Here is a 15,187-nt window from a genome sequence, read left to right on the forward strand (position 1 = left end):
TTGACGATTGTCCAAATTGCAAAGGCTTATAAGAATATCCACAGATGATTCTCGGAATGTCTCCAACTTGAGATGTTTCGCGGAAGAGGAATGCGCAGGTTAAGGGGTGGCTGCGTGGAAATACCAATTGCCGCTGCAAGCTTCGGCGCGTTTGCCGACAAGTTTCTGAAGACGGCGTTACTGAGTTCCACTGTCAGTCATCGTTGCTTCCTGGCCGCCACGCTGACGACGCTGCTGCCCTCCGCGCAGGCGCTCGCGCAATGCGCCCCGCCGCCGCCTGCGGCGGTCAGCATCTCCTCCGGCAGTTGTGGGGATCCGGCATTCACCGCGCGGGAGAGTGCGGGCACTGTGGTCGAGGTCACCGGTACCGGAAGCTACAGCGCCACCTCCACGCAGCTCTTGGTAACCGGCAGCGGCTACGGCGCACATGCCACCGGCGGCGGGACGATCTCGCTCACCGGCGACAACAGCATCGCGCTGAGCGAGATCACGACCTATGGCATGGGCAGCCACGCCCTCTATGCCGATGGCGGCGGACTAATCACCGGCGACAACACCGCCATCTACACGAACGACGCCGGCGCCTACGGCGTCGGGGCGGTCGGAACCGGCAGCAGGGTTACGCTGTCCGACGGTTCGGTGAACACTTCCGGCGACGGCTCGCATGGCGCCTATGCGGCCAGCGGCGGGACGATCTTGCTGACGCGCGCCGACATCCAGACCTATGGCGTGGGTGCTTCCGCCGCCTTCGCGGACGCCGGAGGCTCGATCACCCTCAACAGCCTGAACACGTTCAGCTTCGGAGACAATGGCCCGGGCGCCGTCGCCTCCGGCGCCGGCAGCAGCCTTGCCCTGAACAGCACCTATGTGAACGTGCTGAGCAACGGCAGTGCCGGTCTGTTCGCCATCGGTGGGGGAACGATCACCGCGAGCGGTGGAGCCATCGCGACCGGCGATTATTACGGAGGCACCATCATCGCCGACACCCCCGGCATCCTCGCCCGAGGCGCCGGCAGCAGCATCCGGGTCAGCAATGGCGCGACTTCCGCCACCTATGGCGCGAACAGCCCTGGCGTATGGGCGGATGCCGGAGCCCGGATCGACTTCTCGGGCTACGGCATTTTCACCTATCAACCCAATTCCCCCGGCGCGGCGGCAAGCGGGGCGGGCAGCACGGTCACCCTGACCAACACCATCGTTCGCACATCCGGCCCTGCCAGCGCTGGCGTGCTTGTCACCGACACAGGCACGGTCATCGTGACGGGCAGCGAGATCACCACCGGATACCGCGTGACCGGGAGCAATCCTCCGGTACTCCAGTTCCCGGACGCCCAGATCGGCCTGGAGGCTCATGGCGCGGATGTGATCGGAGCCGGCAGCCAGCTGCAGGCCGCGAACGACAGGATCACCACCAAAGGCGACAGAGCCGTGGGCGTCAGGGTCAGTCAGGGCGGCGCGGCCTCGCTCGCCGGCGGCTCGGTGACCACCGCCGGCAGCGCCGCACATGGTATCGCCGCGATCGACGGGGGCACGCTTGCCGCTACTGGCACCGCGGTCGCGGTGAACGGCGCCGGATCGGCGGCGATCTATCTCGCCGGCAGCGCACCGAGCACCGTGTCGGTCACCGGCGGCAGCCTGAGCGCCACCGGCGAGGCGATCGTGCTCGCCAAGGGCGGGACCGGTACCGTCTCGATCAGCGGCACCACGATCACCCCCGCCATTGTGAACGGCCGGCCGTTGCTGGCGCGGGTGACCGAGGATGCCCTGAACAACCCGGCCAATCTGACGCTGAACATCGCCGCCATCCCGACGCTCACCGGCGACATCATCGTCGATCCCTCGACCCTCAGCTACAATCTCAGCAACAGCAATTGGACCGGCAATCTTGTGCTGACCGGCCCGGGCAACACCGCCACCGCCAGCCTGACCACGGCGCGATGGACCGGCGACCTGCTGGCCGATGCCGGCAACACCGCCGATGTGGCGTTGGCGCAAGGCAGCCTCTGGATCGGCCTGGCGCGGAACACGACCGATGTTGCCATCGATGGCAGCAGCGCCTGGAACGTCACCGGGGATTCCAACGCGACCGGCACGGTGACCAATGCCGGCCTGATCCAGTTCCTCGCACGGCCGGGAGCCTACAGCACGCTGACGGTCGGCAACTACGCCGGCAACAACGGCAGCATCGGCTTCAACACCTATCTTGGCGCGGACAACTCACCGAGCAACCTGCTGGTGATCGATGGCGGCCGGGCAAGCGGTACCTCTTCGGTGCTGGTGGACAATGCGGGCGGTCCAGGGGCGCAGACCCTGGCGGATGGCATCCGGCTGGTGCAGGTGACCGGTGGCGGCACCACCGCGACGAACGCCTTCACGCTCGGCCAGCGCGTTGCCGCCGGCGCCTATGAGTACCAGCTCTTCCGCGGCGGCAGCACCAGCGCCGATGACTGGTTCCTGCGTTCCCACCTCATCAACCCGCCGACGACCCCGACGACGCCGAGCGGTCCCGACATCCCGCTCTACCGTCCGGAGGTAGCGCTCTATGCACCGATCCCGGCGATCGGCCGGCAGATGGGGCTCGCGACCCTCGGTACCCTGCATGAGCGCGTCGGCGAGGAAGAGAACATCCGCAGCTTGACCGGCCGCGGCTACGCCAATGGCGGCTGGGGCCGCGTCTTCGGCGAGAACACGCGCGACCAGTGGGACGGTACCGTCGACAGCCGCGCCGCCGGCGACCTCGTCGGCATACAGGTTGGTCTCGATATCATCCGCACCGATTCCTATGCCGGCGATCATCGCGACCATCTCGGCGTCTATGGTGCCTATACCGATTACAGTGCGCACTCGGTCTCCGGCTTCGCCCTCGGCATCGAGAACCTTCGTGTCGGCCGTCTGTCGATGGCAGGGCCTTCCCTCGGCGCCTACTGGACCCATTTCGGGCCAGGCGGCTGGTATGTCGACGCCGCCTTCCAGAGCAGCTGGTACGACATCAACGCGCGCTCGGACTACGGCGCCGCGCTATCCACCGACGCCACCGGCTATACCGCCTCCCTGGAGGCCGGTTACCCGATCCGCTTCGGCGAAGGCAATCGCTGGCAGATCGAGCCGCAGGCGCAGATCATCTCCCAAACCATTTCGGTGGATAGCTCCAGCGACGCCTACTCCGGCGTGAGCTGGAATGAGGGCCATGCCTGGACAGGACGGCTGGGGGCGCGGATGCAATATACCGATCAGGACGCGCGTGGCACGCTCTGGCAGCCTTATGCGCGGATCAATCTCTGGCACGCTTTCTCCGGTAATGACAGCGCGATCTTCGGCCCCGCTTCACCCACCATCGAGACCCGCTTCGGCGACACCGCGCTCGAGGTCGGCGGTGGCGTCACCGCGCGGGTCAACCAGAACGTGAGCATCTACGGACAAGGCTCCTACCGTTGGTCGCTCGACGGCAGCCGCAGCCGCCAGACCGCAACCGCAGGCACCGTCGGCATCCGCCTCAACTGGTAGGCTGTTGCGCGCGGCCAGCCGGCGATCTGCTTCCGAGGGCTATGGATCGGCGCTCCCCGACAGGAGGGCCGAGGCCCGCAAAGCGGCGTACGGACCTCGGTTGTCGCGTGACAACGGCCGATCTGGCTGACAGCCATTGTCAGCCGGCCATGCGGCCTGCCTTGATGTATTCCACCATCTGCGAAATGACCGTGCCCCAGCCGTCGTGGAAGCCCATTTCCTCGTGCTTCTGGCGGCTGGCTTCCTCGCCATGGATCGCGACGGCGCGGTAGCGCGTGCCCTCGCCGTTGCGGGCGAAATCCAGCACGGCGGTGAAGAACGGATTGGGCGATGGCCGATAACCACCGAGCAGCGTGTCGGTGGTGATCAGGCGTTCGAACGGCTTCACTTCGAGATAGCAGCCGCTGTTGGGGAACTCCTGGCCTTCGGGCGAGCGCATCGTGAAGTTCATCGCCCCGCCCGGACGCACGTCCAGCTCGCAGGCGGTGATCGTCCAGGGCTTCGGGACGAACCAGTGACGCAGATGTTCCGGCGTGGTCCAGGCACGCCAGACGAGTTCCACCGGCACGTCGAGTTCGCGTTCCAGCACGAGGTCGAGTTTCGGATCGATCGTGATCTTGGGCAATGTCATTGGGTACCTTCCTCCTTCAGTTTAAGCAGATAGCTGTCCAGCCGATCGAGCCGGCGCTCCCAGAACCGTCGCTGGCGTCCGAGCCAGTCTTCGGCAAGTTTGAGCTGATCGGCGGCCAGTTCGTAGGTTCTCACGCGCCCGGCCTTGTGCGAGCGCACCAGGCCGCTCCCTTCCAGAACCTTCAGGTGCTCGACGAAAGACGGCAGTGCCATGCCGTAGGGCGCGGCAAGTTCGCTCACCGAAGCGGGGCGTGTGGAGAGCCGTTCCAGGACACTGCGGCGTGTCGGATCGGACAAAGCGCGAAAGATACTGTCCACGACGGCTGGATTGGGCATCTGCGGCTGCGAGCCGCCGCGCGTTTGCGGTGTCATGTCCTGACCCTTCGAAACCTGCAGGAGACCTATGATCGGGGCAGCGTCATAACCCGGCAATATACTTAGGTCAAATCCTTAGTATTTGATCTTGCGAAAGACGGGCCAACGTGCCGCACCGCTCAGGCATCTTCCTCGAGAACCGTCTGCGCGATCCGGACCTCGCCGAGGTTGAGATATGAGGCGATCAGATGCCCGGCCGCGACGGCCGCGGTGCACAGTGCGATCGAGGCGGCAATGTTGATTGCCGCTCGAAAGACCGCGCCGGACCTGAGCAGATCCAGGGTCTGCAGGCTGAAGGAGGAAAAGGTGGTGTAGCCGCCACAGATGCCGATCATGACGAACAGCCGCAACCCCTCGGACACCGGGTAGCGCCCCTGCGCAAGGGTGAGCGTGCCGAAGAAACCGATCAGCAGCGAGCCGGTCACATTGATGATGATGGTGCCCCAGGGCAGTTGACCGCTGATCGGCAGGGCCAGCCAGGACACCAGATAGCGCGCCAGTGTTCCGAGCGCGCCGCCGAGCATGACCACGAGGCAATTGGTGAACGACATTTTCGATCCTTCCATGCGGCAGGATCGAGACAGACTCCCACCGCGTCGTTGCGCAGCAGGAGTCATCAGCCATCAGCGGCGGTTTCGGGAGAACTCCATTCCCATCGCTCCCAGTCTGGCGTGAAGGACGCGTTATTGCAAGGTCTCGCACAGGAAGACCGTCCAACCCGCCGCGCATCGCCGACGCGCTGAAATTCGTGCAAGGATGTTGTAGAAGCCAAGGCAGAAGAACCGTGACAGGTGCAGCATGAAAGTCCTTTCCCACAGCGTTGACGTGTTGGCCGCGACATCCGGAGGATGGCGCATCTGGTCTCTGTCGGATGGCCATGTCGACATGGAAGCGACCCTGTTGAGAGACGCCGACGACAATCCCTTCCCGGCGACCGTCAAGGCCGACGATCTGGTTCGTCTGTCCGTCAATTGTTTCGTCGCCACGGGGCCAGCCGGGCAGAGCGTTCTTGTCGACTGCGGCGCCGGCGGGAGCTGGGAACCGACCATGGGCAACCTCGAGAAGGCGATGGAAGAGGCCGGGATCGATCCGGCTTCGATCACGACCATGGCGCTGACGCACCCCCATGAAGACCATGTCAGCGGACTGCTGACGCCCGACGGCCGCGCGCTTTTGCCGAAGCTGAAGACGATCGTGATAAACGAAGCGGCGGTCGAGGGCTTTTTTGCCAAAGCGCATCTCGAACCATTCCGGCCTCTGCTGAAACCTGTTCGAGATGGCGAGAAACTGGAAGAAGGATTGCAGGCGGTCGCGCTGCCGGGCCATGCCCCTGGCCACACGGGCTACGCCCTCAAGACCGATGAAGATGACTTCCTGTTCTTCGGGGATGTCGTGCATGTTCCGGCAAAGCAGTTTGCCGATCCGACGGTCAGCTGGGCCTATGACCACGACCAGCCGACCGCGCGTACGACGCGGTCGAAAATCCTGCGGCAGGCAGCAAGCCAGGGAACATGGATCGCCGGAGCGCATCTCGGCAGGCCGGGGATCGGCCGGCTGATCTCCAGGGATGGGGCTTATACCTACGAGCCGGCTGGCTAGAGGTTGCGAATGGGATGGGAAGCACTGGCATATTGGGGGAAAGACGCCACCCGATTGGAACGGCTTACCGGCGGGGTCGCCAACGACGTCTGGAGGGTGCGGATCGACGGGCGGCTTGCCATCGCGCGCCTCGGCACGCGGAGCGACGCCGATCTGGGTTGGGAAATGGGTCTTCTCCAGCACCTTGACCGAAACGGCATGACGGTACCGGTCCCCATCCCGACGGTGGACGGCCGGCTGTTCGTCGATGGTCTGGTGGTGATGCGATACCTGGAAGGTGGACCACCGGAGACGGAGCGCGACTGGCGCCGCGTGGCCGACACGCTGCGCGAACTGCACTGGCTCACGCAGGACTGGCCGCAGCGCCCGGGCTGGCGATCCTCCACCGACCTGCTGAAAACTGACCGGGGAACACGCATCGATCTCACCGCGATGCCGGCCGAGGGCGTTGCCCGATGCCGGGCGGCCTGGGCGCGGCTTGCAGGCCGCCGGACATGCGTCGTCCACGGCGATGCCAACCCACGCAACATCCTCATGACGGAGGATCGGGTCGCGCTCATCGACTGGGACGAGTCCCATGTCGACGTTCCCGATCTCGACCTTGAACTGCCCCACAATGCCGCCGATCTTGACCCGGACGCATGGGATATCGCCCATCAGGCCTCAGCCGCCTGGGAGGCCGCGGTTTGCTGGAAGGACGACCTTTCAGTCAGGCGGCTCGCCGAGGTTCGGGCGGTGTAGCCAGAAGTTTTCCAGTGCGACACCTGCGTGCTTTCTCCGTGGCGCTTCTCTAAGGCGAACTGAACCCGGCTTCAGCTTCAGAAGCTTCGGCTCGAAAGCGGACAATCCGCAAGGCAAGGCTACACCCTCAGGACCGATGAAGGTGACTACCTGTTCTTCTGAGATGTCGGGCATATTCCGGCGCGGCAATTTGCCGACCCGACGGTCGGCTGGGCCTGTCACAATGACCAGGCCACAGCGCGAGACCTGGTCGAAAATCCGGTGGCAGACGGCGCAGTAGGGACATGGATCGCGCATCTCGGCAGACCAGGGATCAGCGGGGTGGCTTGCAGGGGCGCGTCCTACGACTTGGCACACCTCCTGCGGGAAAGCCGCCATTCGGCAACCGACCCTCATTTCGGCCGTTCATGGCAGGAGGCGAGAACGCTTGGAGCGGACCTTGCAGGTCGCTGTTGTCTTGGATCATATCTGTCGCAGGTTTTGGGTAGACCGTCCTGAAACGCGGCGAGCGTGGATCCTACAAGCACCTGCCTTCAACCCATGAGCCACGACCAACCTTGACGCGGGGTAAAATGCGATGAAGCGGATTGCGCCATGGGAAACCGAACTCCCCGATGATCTGACGCCTGCTCAGGGCTATCAACTCGCACTTGACCGCATCGCCTGGCGCGCGGCAGGTCGGCCTGACCCTGCGACGCTGGATGACTGGCCGGACGATGATGATCTCGATTACCTGCTCAGCCGACATTCGCACGATACGCTCGACCTCAACAGTCTGAAGCTGCGCAAGGTTCCCGATGAACTCTACCAATCGGACGGCGTTACGTTTCTGTTCCTGATGGACAACCGGATCGAGACCATTCCCGAGCAGTTTGCGGAGGTGCTTCGGCTTGAAGAGTTGTCGCTTTTTGGAAATCCTCTGCGCGAGGTGCCAGCATCGCTCCTGTTAATGGAAGGTCTCAAGGGCCTCTATCTCGGTCGCAGCGCACTTACCAGACTGCCGTATCTTGACCGACCGTCAACCAGCATCAGGACGCTTGGCCTGGAGCGCACCGAATGGCTGGAGATCCCCGAAGACTACCTTGCCAATTTCCCGAACCTTCGAAGCTTGTTGCTTGGACATTCGTTCCGGCACAATATCCCGGATGAGGTTTTTGGCCTGGCCGAACTCATTCAACTCGATTTTGAGGGGAATTCGCTCAAGGCGCTCTCCCCGCATATAGGGCGGCTCACCAAACTGCTCAGTCTCCAACTTCGGAACTGCAAGCTGGAGACGCTGCCGAAGGAACTCGGAAAGCTCACCATGCTCGAAGAAAAAGCAGGAAGTGGCCCGTTCGGCCTCCATATTTCCGGCAATCCATTCAAGGACAAGGAGCTGAAGCGCATCGCCAAGTTGAAGAACCCGCAGCAGACGATCGAAGCACTCGCATGGGCCAGTGCCAATGGAAGCTGAAGGTGGTCACCTGCATATTTTTCTCGCGGCCTTCCCGAGTGAAGCGGATGCTTTGGCTTTCTCGCAGAAGCAATGGGAGCCGGAGCCGGGCGAAGATGCATCAGACGAGGAGTACGCGGCTTGGGAGGCTCGCAATCCATCATGGCCGATGAGAGCCGAACAGGGCTTTACTTATCTCGATGGAGATTTCGTGGAGACGATATGGGGCACCGGGTCAACTGGTTCCGAAGTGAACTGGGGCTATCTTGCCTCACTGCTCGATGCTGATGACGTCGGCAGATGCAAGGACTTGGCTCCGGCGCGTTCGAACACCCTGATCGTGATCGATGAAAGAGCGCTCGGAGGCTTTGATTTCACGTTTCGCACGACTGCAACTATGACCTATTGCGGTCGTTATCGACGGTGCTGGCAGTAGCTCTCTGCGATCTTCTGTCGCGAAAGTCCTAATTTCACGACGTATCCGCCGCACTGAATCGAACGGGAACATCTGTCGCAAAAGTCGGGCGCGAAACTCGGTGAGATCGTGAGGACTTTTGCGACACCTAGGGGCTGCTTTCTGGCCAGCCGATGGAAAGCTGCCTGACCGCTTCCCACCCCATCCCGGTCATCCCCCAGTCTCCATATTGGCACTAAGACAGTCCCGACCCACCCGGCTCGATTACCGCCCTCAGCTTTAAATTGCTTCGCCGAAAGCAGGCCTACTCTCCTCTTCCCATGTCATCGAAGATAAAGCTGCGTATTTCGTTCAAGCAGGGGAGGAGACCAGTTTGACCGCAACGTTATCGCAGGTGCAGGAACTGCACCGGCCGGAGGACGAGCATCTCGGCCTCTTCGCCAACCTTGCCTACGGCTTCCAGCATGTGCTGACGATGTATGGCGGCATCGTCGCGGTGCCGCTGATCGTCGGCCAGGCTGCCGGGCTTTCGCCGAACGACATCGGGCTTCTGATCACCGCCTCGCTGTTTGCGGGCGGGCTCGCCACGATGCTGCAAACCCTTGGGGTGCCCTTCTTCGGCTGCCGTCTGCCGCTGGTGCAGGGCGTGTCCTTTGCCGGTGTCGCCACGATGACGGCCATCGTGACCGGCGGCGGAGGACTGCCACAGGTGTTCGGAGCGGTGATCGTGGCCTCCCTGATCGGCCTCCTGATCACGCCGGTGTTTTCCCGCATCACCAAATTCTTCCCGCCGCTGGTGACCGGCATCGTCATCACCACGATCGGGCTGACGCTGATGCCTGTCGCGGCGCGCTGGGCGATGGGCGGCAACAGCGCCTCTCCGGAATTCGGCAGCATGGCCAATATCGGCCTGGCGGCACTGACGCTGCTGATCGTGCTGCTGCTCAGCAAACTGGGGAGTGCCGCGATCTCCAGGCTTTCGATCCTTTTGTCGATGATCATCGGGACCATCGTCGCCGCGGCACTCGGCATGACGGACTTCTCCAAGGTCGCCGACGGGCCGTTCTTCGCCCTGCCGACGATCTTCCATTTCGGCCTGCCGGTGTTCGGCGTGGCGGCGACGATCTCGATGCTCATCGTCATCATCGTGACGCTGGTCGAGACATCGGCCGACGTGCTGGCGGTCGGCGAGATCATCGGCACCAAGGTCGATTCCCGCCGCCTCGGCGACGGCTTGCGTGCCGACATGCTATCGAGCTCGCTGGCGCCACTGTTCGGCTCCTTCACGCAAAGCGCCTTCGCGCAGAATGTCGGGCTCGTCGCCGTCACCGGCGTGAAGAGCCGCTATGTTGTGGCCTGCGCCGGCGCGATCCTGATCGCGCTCGGGCTGCTGCCGGTGATGGGCAGGATCATCGCGGCGGTGCCGCCTTCCGTGCTCGGCGGCGCCGGTGTCGTGCTGTTCGGAACGGTGGCCGCAAGCGGCATCCGCACCCTCTCCAAGGTCGACTACAACAACAACATGAACCTGATCATCGTGGCGACTTCGCTCGGCTTCGGCATGATCCCGATCGCAGCACCCCAGTTCTACGAGCACTTCCCCGCCTGGTTCGCTACCATCTTCCATTCGGGGATCAGTTCGGCGGCGGTGATGGCGATTGCCATGAACCTGATGTTCAACCATTTCCGCACCGGCAATTCCGACCAGCAATCGGTCTTCGTTGCCGGCATGGAACGCACCCTGCGCTACCAGGACATCGCCTGCCTGCACGAGGGCGACTATTTCCTGGACGGCAAGCTCTACGATTCCACCGGCAAGCCGGTTCCGATCAAGCACGAGCATTAGAGGCACGGGCGCCGGCAATACCCCCACCCCTCCCCTCGATGGGGAGGGGAACCGGTCTGCGTTCGCGAATCCGGGTCTGGATCGCCGCGCCTTCGTCTGCGTTCCGGAATGGATCCCCGACACTCTCCAGTCGCTTCGCTCCTTGCGAGGTCGAGGATGACGAACTTCACTAGCGCCGGCGCTAACTGTCACCGCAGGCACCGGGTATCGGCGTTGCCGTCATCGGCATCTTCAAACGTCGGCATCATAACCACCGCTTGAGATTTTGCCGGAACGCCCATCTCCTCGTCATCCTCGACCTCGTGAGCGACCGAAGGGAGCGGAGAGTGTCGGGGATCCATTCCGGAACATGGATGCAGGCACAGAGGTCCAGGCATCAATTTTGTCGGCGCGGCGGAGTTGATTCCGCTCCCATCATTCTCCAGTCGCTTCGCCCCTCGAGGTCGAGGATGACGAGGATAAAGAGCATCCCCGCCAATCTCGAACCACGATGTTGACGCCGACATCTCAGCGGTAGCGTCCCGCAAACTCGCCGATAGCACGCAGGAGCGGGGTCTGGTCGCCGACCCAGAACCAGTGGTCGTCGCCGGCCACCTCCACGAACCGTCCGCCTGGGATCTTCGCGGCGAGGAACCGGCCCGACTCCGCGAGGACCGCTCGATCGCCCGAGCGATGCAGGACCGTTGTCGGGACCGAGATCCTTGCAAGCAGGTGGCGGACGTCGGTGTCGCGCAGCGCTTCGAGCACGCCCGTCACGGCGCCAGGGCTGGACGCCGCCCTCAGCAATCCGGCCCACCAGGCTTCCGCCTGGCGGTCTCCGACCAGGCTCGGGGCAAAGGTCTCGATCTCGGCCGGTCCACCCCAGTTGGCGATCAGGCGGCGCCTCCAGAGGTCGTACTGTTCATGGGTCAAGGCGCAGGTGTAGTCGCGTGTGCGGCTGCCCTTGGCCAAGGAACCCCAGAGGACGAGCCCAACGAGACGATCGGGATGGTCGACTGCAAAGCGGATGCAGCCAGGTCCACCTTCCGAAGACCCGACGAGGAGAGCGCGGCGGCTTCCGGCCGCGTCCATCACCGCCAATATGTCCTTCGCGGTCGCGTCGACGGTGGGACGCGCGCCGACGCGGTCGGAAAGACCAACGCCCCGCCGGTCGAACAGGATGAGGCGGCCGATGCGCGAAACCGCCGCGATCCAAGAACGGCAGCGGCTGTCTTCCCAGATCCGTTCCACATGCGAAACGAACCCCGGAACGAGCACGATGTCCAGCGGACCGTCGCCGACGGTCTGGTATGCGAGGTGGATACCTTCCACTTCGACATAACGCGTTCGCGGCGCTTCGGTGGCCTTGCCCGGCCCTTGCAGCAAGGCAACGGTGGCAGGGTCGAGGGGCACGCCGAGCTCATCCCGCAAGTGGCGGGCACATGCTTCGAGTTGGCGCTCGGCAGCCGCCCTGTCCCCAGCCGCCAGATGGGCGCGGATCAGATGACGGTGCGCGCTTTCGCTCAGCGGATCCAGTCCCACCAGTCGCGTCGCATGCACGATCGCCGTGCGAGCATCGCCGGCGGCGATCCGGGTTTCGATCAGGCGCTCCAGCGCCTGTGTCAGGCGGCTGCGCAGAGCCTCGCGCCTGAAGAACGCCCATTCCTCGAATTCCTGACAGCCCTCTAGGGCGAAGCCTGCAAGAAAGTCGCCGGTGTACGTGTTGACGGCCGTTTCAAGAGAGCCGCGGTCGCAGGCATGCTCGAAGGCTCTGGTGTCGACCTCCACCGAAAGCGCCGGCTGCAGGTTGAGCGTGGTGCCGCTTGCAGCGACGAGTTCGCCGCGGAAGGCGACGCGGATCTTGTAAAGCGTACGCCGAAGGCGCGCCCGGGCGGTCTCTTCGTCGGCTTCGGGCCATAGCAGTGTGGCCGCGGTCTCGCGCGAGACGGATCCACCGGCCTCGGCGAGGAAGATGAGGAGCGCGGCTGCCTTGCGCAAGGCAAGCGACACCCGCCGCCCGTTCATGCGGAACTCCGGAAAGCCCAGTAGCCGAAATTCCAATCGCTCCATCGATCCGCACTCTGGAACAGCAGGCAGGGGACGCTGAGGGGACGCCGGCCGTCTATTGGCTCTCCGCGACTTCGGGCCGATCGCACGCCCCGAAGATTTTCTGGAGCGAGAAATGTCACCGGTCAATACTCTCAACCCTCACCGCCTTTCCGAGGCCATTGCCGAAGATGGCATCCCGATAGCCTATGAAGACCTCGGCCACGGCGAGCCGCTCGTGCTGCTGCACGGCATCACCGAAAGCCGGGAGTCCTGGCACGAGGCGGGCTATGTCGAGCCGCTCCTGAAGCGCGGATGGCGGCTGATCCTCATCGACTGCCGTGGTCATGGACGCAGCGGCAAGCCGCATGACCCTGCCGCCTATTCGGGTCGCAGGCAGGCCGCGGATGTCGCTGCCGTCCTCGACTTCGCGGGCATCCAACGTGCCGCGCTCATGGGGCATTCCATGGGCGGCACAGTCGCACTCGCCACCGCCGCGTACCATCCGGATCGCGTCAACGCGCTGATCGTCAATGGCGCACATCCCTTCGCGGAGGACCTTAGCCGCTTGCGGGCCGCTCTCGCAGATGACTTCGAGACCTGGCTCGCCTTCCTGAAGCAGCTTGTGCCAGACCTTTCGCCGAACAGCTGCCGGCGCATCCGGGCCAACGATCTCACCGCTGTTCAGGCAAGCCTTGCCAGCGACAGGCCGGATTTTTCGATGGCCCTTGCGAAGCTCGACATCCCTGTGCTGGCGATCACCGGTCTGCTCGATCCACGCTGGGAGGGCGTCCGGAATTTCGCGGAACTGGCAAGCGGCGAATTCCTGCCTCTCGCAGGCAAGAATCATGTGACGGCCTTTCTGGATGCCGAGACGATCGTGCCGGCGGTCGACGAATTCCTGCGGCGTGTCAGCGCCCGCACCACGGAAGGGAGCTGAGCCATGTGCCGGTCATGTCTCTCCTGGTACGGACAACGCATTGCGCCGTATCTCGTCCACGCGGGCTGCTCGTCGGACGCCTTCTCGCGCATGCGGCGGCGCATGGTGCCGCATGCGAAGGGCGTGGTGGTCGAAGTCGGCCTCGGATCGGGCCTGAACCTTCCCCACTACGATGCCGCCAAGGTGACGCGGCTCGTCGGCGTCGATCCCGACGCGACCATGCTCGCCCTGGCCAAACGGCGGAACCGCGCCCTGGCGTTCGATGTCGAATGCCTTCAGGCCGGCGGCGAAAGCATGCCGCTGGCAGATGGCTTCGCCGACACGGTCGTCGTCGCCTACGCTTTCTGCACCGTTCCGCAACCGGAGGCGGCGTTGGCGGAGATCCGGCGCATCCTGAAGCCCGACGGGCGGCTGATCTTCCTCGAACACGGGCAGGCGAATGCCAGCTGGCGCAGAAGGCTGCAGGATCGACTGAACCGACCCTGGGGCACTCTTGCCGGGGGATGCAACCTCAACCGCAACCCATTCCAGCTTGTCGAGGATGCCCGCTTCGACATTCGAGACTCATGGCAGGAGCGATTTCCGCCCGCCTTCTGGCTGTTGGGCAGCCACTATGCGGGCATCGCCATACGGCGGTCCGACTAGAGGGCAATGAGATCGGCGCAGCGTGGGCAAGATCACATCAAGTCGGCGGCGCATGTGAGACGGTGGGCTTTCAGTCGACCTGCGTTCACCCAGAGCGTTTCCGTTTTTCACGGAAACGCGGAAACGCTCTGACTCTTTGTTTTACGCAATTCCGGACGGAAAACCGCTACGCACTTTTCCTGGAATTGCTTTGGTGGAGAACACATATGGCTACGGAACCGCCAAGCCGCTCCGATGTCTGGGCGATCGGAGACGCCTACGAACCCTTTGTCGGCCGCTGGAGCCGGCTTGTCGCCGATGAATTCATCGACTGGCTGGCGCTGCCCGCCGGGATGCGATGGCTGGACGTAGGCTGCGGCACCGGAGCCTTGACGCAAACCGTTCTCGCACGCGCGGTGCCTGCCGGCGTCACTGGCCTCGACCCGTCCGAAGGCTTCCTCGGCTACGCCCGGGATCGGACGAAAGATCCGCGTGCGACGTTTCGCCTGGGAGATGCACAGGCATTGCCGTTCAACGATGGCGCATTCGAGACCGTGGTCGCTGCCCTTGTGCTCAACTTCATTCCCCTTCCCGCACTGGCGGTGGCTGAAATGAAGCGCGTGTTGCGTCCCGGCGGGACAGCGGCAGCTTACGTCTGGGACTATTCCGAAGGGATGCAGCTGATACGGCATTTCTGGGACGCGGCGACTGCTCTCGATCCCGCCGCGGGACAGCTCGACGAGGCGCGGCGTTTCCCGAACTGCAACCCGACATCCCTGCTTTCGCTGTTTCGCGATTGCGGCTTCGAACAGGTGGAGTGCCGGGCCATCGAGGTGCCGAGCGTGTTCAAGACCTTCGACGACTACTGGTCGCCTTTTCTCGGTGGGCAGGGTCCGGCGCCGACCTATTGCGGCACGCTTTCCGGCGAGCGGCGGGCAGCGCTGCGCGACCGGCTCCACGCCACGTTGCCAATCGAGCGCGATGGCTCGATCCGGCTGACCGCGCGCGCATTTGCCGTTCGCGGAATTCATCCGGCCTAGGGCCGCGAATTCCCTCATC

At 63.9% G+C, this 15,187-nt stretch carries 13 protein-coding genes and 1 riboswitch; of the genes, 9 read left to right on the forward strand and 4 right to left on the reverse strand.

Annotation, left to right across the window (positions count from 1 at the left end; translation table 11 throughout):
- Positions 1-114: 114 nt before the first annotated feature.
- Positions 115-3,504, forward strand: coding sequence for an autotransporter outer membrane beta-barrel domain-containing protein (locus AO692_RS22225; RefSeq protein WP_054312220.1), 3,390 nt, complete (start codon positions 115-117; stop codon positions 3,502-3,504).
- A 139-nt stretch (positions 3,505-3,643) separates the two neighbouring features.
- On the opposite strand, the gene AO692_RS22230 is transcribed toward AO692_RS22225, so the two are convergent.
- From AO692_RS22230 to crcB, 3 genes are all read right to left on the reverse strand, one after another.
- Positions 3,644-4,135 (reverse strand): SRPBCC family protein, encoded by a 492-nt coding sequence (locus AO692_RS22230; protein ID WP_054312221.1) that lies wholly within the window; start codon positions 4,133-4,135, stop codon positions 3,644-3,646.
- Positions 4,132-4,506, reverse strand: coding sequence for a metalloregulator ArsR/SmtB family transcription factor (locus AO692_RS22235; protein ID WP_244483445.1), 375 nt, complete (start codon positions 4,504-4,506; stop codon positions 4,132-4,134). Before AO692_RS22235 ends, AO692_RS22230 begins: the two co-directional genes overlap by 4 nt.
- 122 nt (positions 4,507-4,628) lie before the next feature.
- Positions 4,629-5,060 (reverse strand): fluoride efflux transporter CrcB, encoded by a 432-nt coding sequence (crcB, locus tag AO692_RS22240; RefSeq protein ID WP_054312222.1) that lies wholly within the window; start codon positions 5,058-5,060, stop codon positions 4,629-4,631.
- A gap of 49 nt (positions 5,061-5,109) precedes the next feature.
- Positions 5,110-5,172, reverse strand: a riboswitch (Fluoride riboswitch).
- A gap of 135 nt (positions 5,173-5,307) precedes the next feature.
- On the opposite strand from crcB, the gene AO692_RS22245 reads away from it, so the two are divergent.
- The 5 genes from AO692_RS22245 to AO692_RS22265 all read left to right on the forward strand — a co-directional run bounded on the left by AO692_RS22245 (position 5,308) and on the right by AO692_RS22265 (position 10,539).
- Positions 5,308-6,108, forward strand: coding sequence for an MBL fold metallo-hydrolase (locus AO692_RS22245; RefSeq protein ID WP_082407493.1), 801 nt, complete (start codon positions 5,308-5,310; stop codon positions 6,106-6,108).
- A gap of 9 nt (positions 6,109-6,117) precedes the next feature.
- Positions 6,118-6,849: a phosphotransferase gene (locus tag AO692_RS22250; RefSeq protein WP_054312224.1), complete on the forward strand. Its 732-nt coding sequence runs from the start codon at positions 6,118-6,120 to the stop codon at positions 6,847-6,849.
- A gap of 577 nt (positions 6,850-7,426) precedes the next feature.
- A complete protein-coding gene (locus AO692_RS22255; RefSeq protein ID WP_054312225.1) occupies positions 7,427-8,302 on the forward strand; it encodes a leucine-rich repeat domain-containing protein in 876 nt (291 codons plus the stop codon).
- Positions 8,292-8,717 (forward strand): hypothetical protein, encoded by a 426-nt coding sequence (locus AO692_RS22260; protein ID WP_054312226.1) that lies wholly within the window; start codon positions 8,292-8,294, stop codon positions 8,715-8,717. The genes AO692_RS22255 and AO692_RS22260 overlap by 11 nt, the downstream gene beginning before the upstream one ends.
- Positions 8,718-9,069: 352 nt before the next feature.
- Positions 9,070-10,539, forward strand: coding sequence for a nucleobase:cation symporter-2 family protein (locus AO692_RS22265; RefSeq protein ID WP_200911766.1), 1,470 nt, complete (start codon positions 9,070-9,072; stop codon positions 10,537-10,539).
- A 507-nt stretch (positions 10,540-11,046) separates the two neighbouring features.
- On the opposite strand, the gene AO692_RS22270 is transcribed toward AO692_RS22265, so the two are convergent.
- Positions 11,047-12,588 carry an alpha/beta hydrolase gene (locus tag AO692_RS22270; protein WP_054312227.1) on the reverse strand — a complete coding sequence of 514 codons (1,542 nt, stop codon included), beginning with the start codon at positions 12,586-12,588 and terminating at the stop codon, positions 11,047-11,049.
- 112 nt (positions 12,589-12,700) lie between these two features.
- Between AO692_RS22270 and AO692_RS22275 the strand changes: the two genes are divergently transcribed.
- From AO692_RS22275 to AO692_RS22285, 3 genes are all read left to right on the forward strand, one after another.
- Entirely contained in the window at positions 12,701-13,504 is an 804-nt protein-coding gene (locus AO692_RS22275) for an alpha/beta hydrolase (RefSeq protein ID WP_054312228.1), read from the forward strand.
- 3 nt (positions 13,505-13,507) lie between these two features.
- Positions 13,508-14,149, forward strand: a complete 642-nt coding sequence (locus tag AO692_RS22280) for a class I SAM-dependent methyltransferase (protein WP_054312229.1) — start codon at positions 13,508-13,510, stop codon at positions 14,147-14,149.
- 206 nt (positions 14,150-14,355) lie between these two features.
- Positions 14,356-15,168: a class I SAM-dependent methyltransferase gene (locus AO692_RS22285; RefSeq protein ID WP_054312230.1), complete on the forward strand. Its 813-nt coding sequence runs from the start codon at positions 14,356-14,358 to the stop codon at positions 15,166-15,168.
- The last annotated feature ends 19 nt before the right edge of the window (positions 15,169-15,187 follow it).

The organism is Mesorhizobium sp. 1M-11, assembly GCF_001303895.1.
GTDB lineage: Bacteria > Pseudomonadota > Alphaproteobacteria > Rhizobiales > Rhizobiaceae > Mesorhizobium.

Bases quoted from the DNA above. Each gene is read 5' to 3' on its own strand.
- AO692_RS22230 (WP_054312221.1), bottom strand. From the start codon at position 4,135: ATGACATTGCCCAAGATCACGATCGATCCGAAACTCGACCTCGTGCTG.
- AO692_RS22235 (WP_244483445.1), bottom strand. From the start codon at position 4,506: ATGACACCGCAAACGCGCGGCGGCTCGCAGCCGCAGATGCCCAATCCA.
- crcB (WP_054312222.1), bottom strand. From the start codon at position 5,060: ATGTCGTTCACCAATTGCCTCGTGGTCATGCTCGGCGGCGCGCTCGGA.
- AO692_RS22245 (WP_082407493.1), top strand. From the start codon at position 5,308: ATGAAAGTCCTTTCCCACAGCGTTGACGTGTTGGCCGCGACATCCGGA.
- AO692_RS22250 (WP_054312224.1), top strand. From the start codon at position 6,118: ATGGGATGGGAAGCACTGGCATATTGGGGGAAAGACGCCACCCGATTG.
- AO692_RS22255 (WP_054312225.1), top strand. From the start codon at position 7,427: ATGAAGCGGATTGCGCCATGGGAAACCGAACTCCCCGATGATCTGACG.
- AO692_RS22260 (WP_054312226.1), top strand. From the start codon at position 8,292: ATGGAAGCTGAAGGTGGTCACCTGCATATTTTTCTCGCGGCCTTCCCG.
- AO692_RS22270 (WP_054312227.1), bottom strand. From the start codon at position 12,588: ATGGAGCGATTGGAATTTCGGCTACTGGGCTTTCCGGAGTTCCGCATG.
- AO692_RS22275 (WP_054312228.1), top strand. From the start codon at position 12,701: ATGTCACCGGTCAATACTCTCAACCCTCACCGCCTTTCCGAGGCCATT.
- AO692_RS22280 (WP_054312229.1), top strand. From the start codon at position 13,508: ATGTGCCGGTCATGTCTCTCCTGGTACGGACAACGCATTGCGCCGTAT.
- AO692_RS22285 (WP_054312230.1), top strand. From the start codon at position 14,356: ATGGCTACGGAACCGCCAAGCCGCTCCGATGTCTGGGCGATCGGAGAC.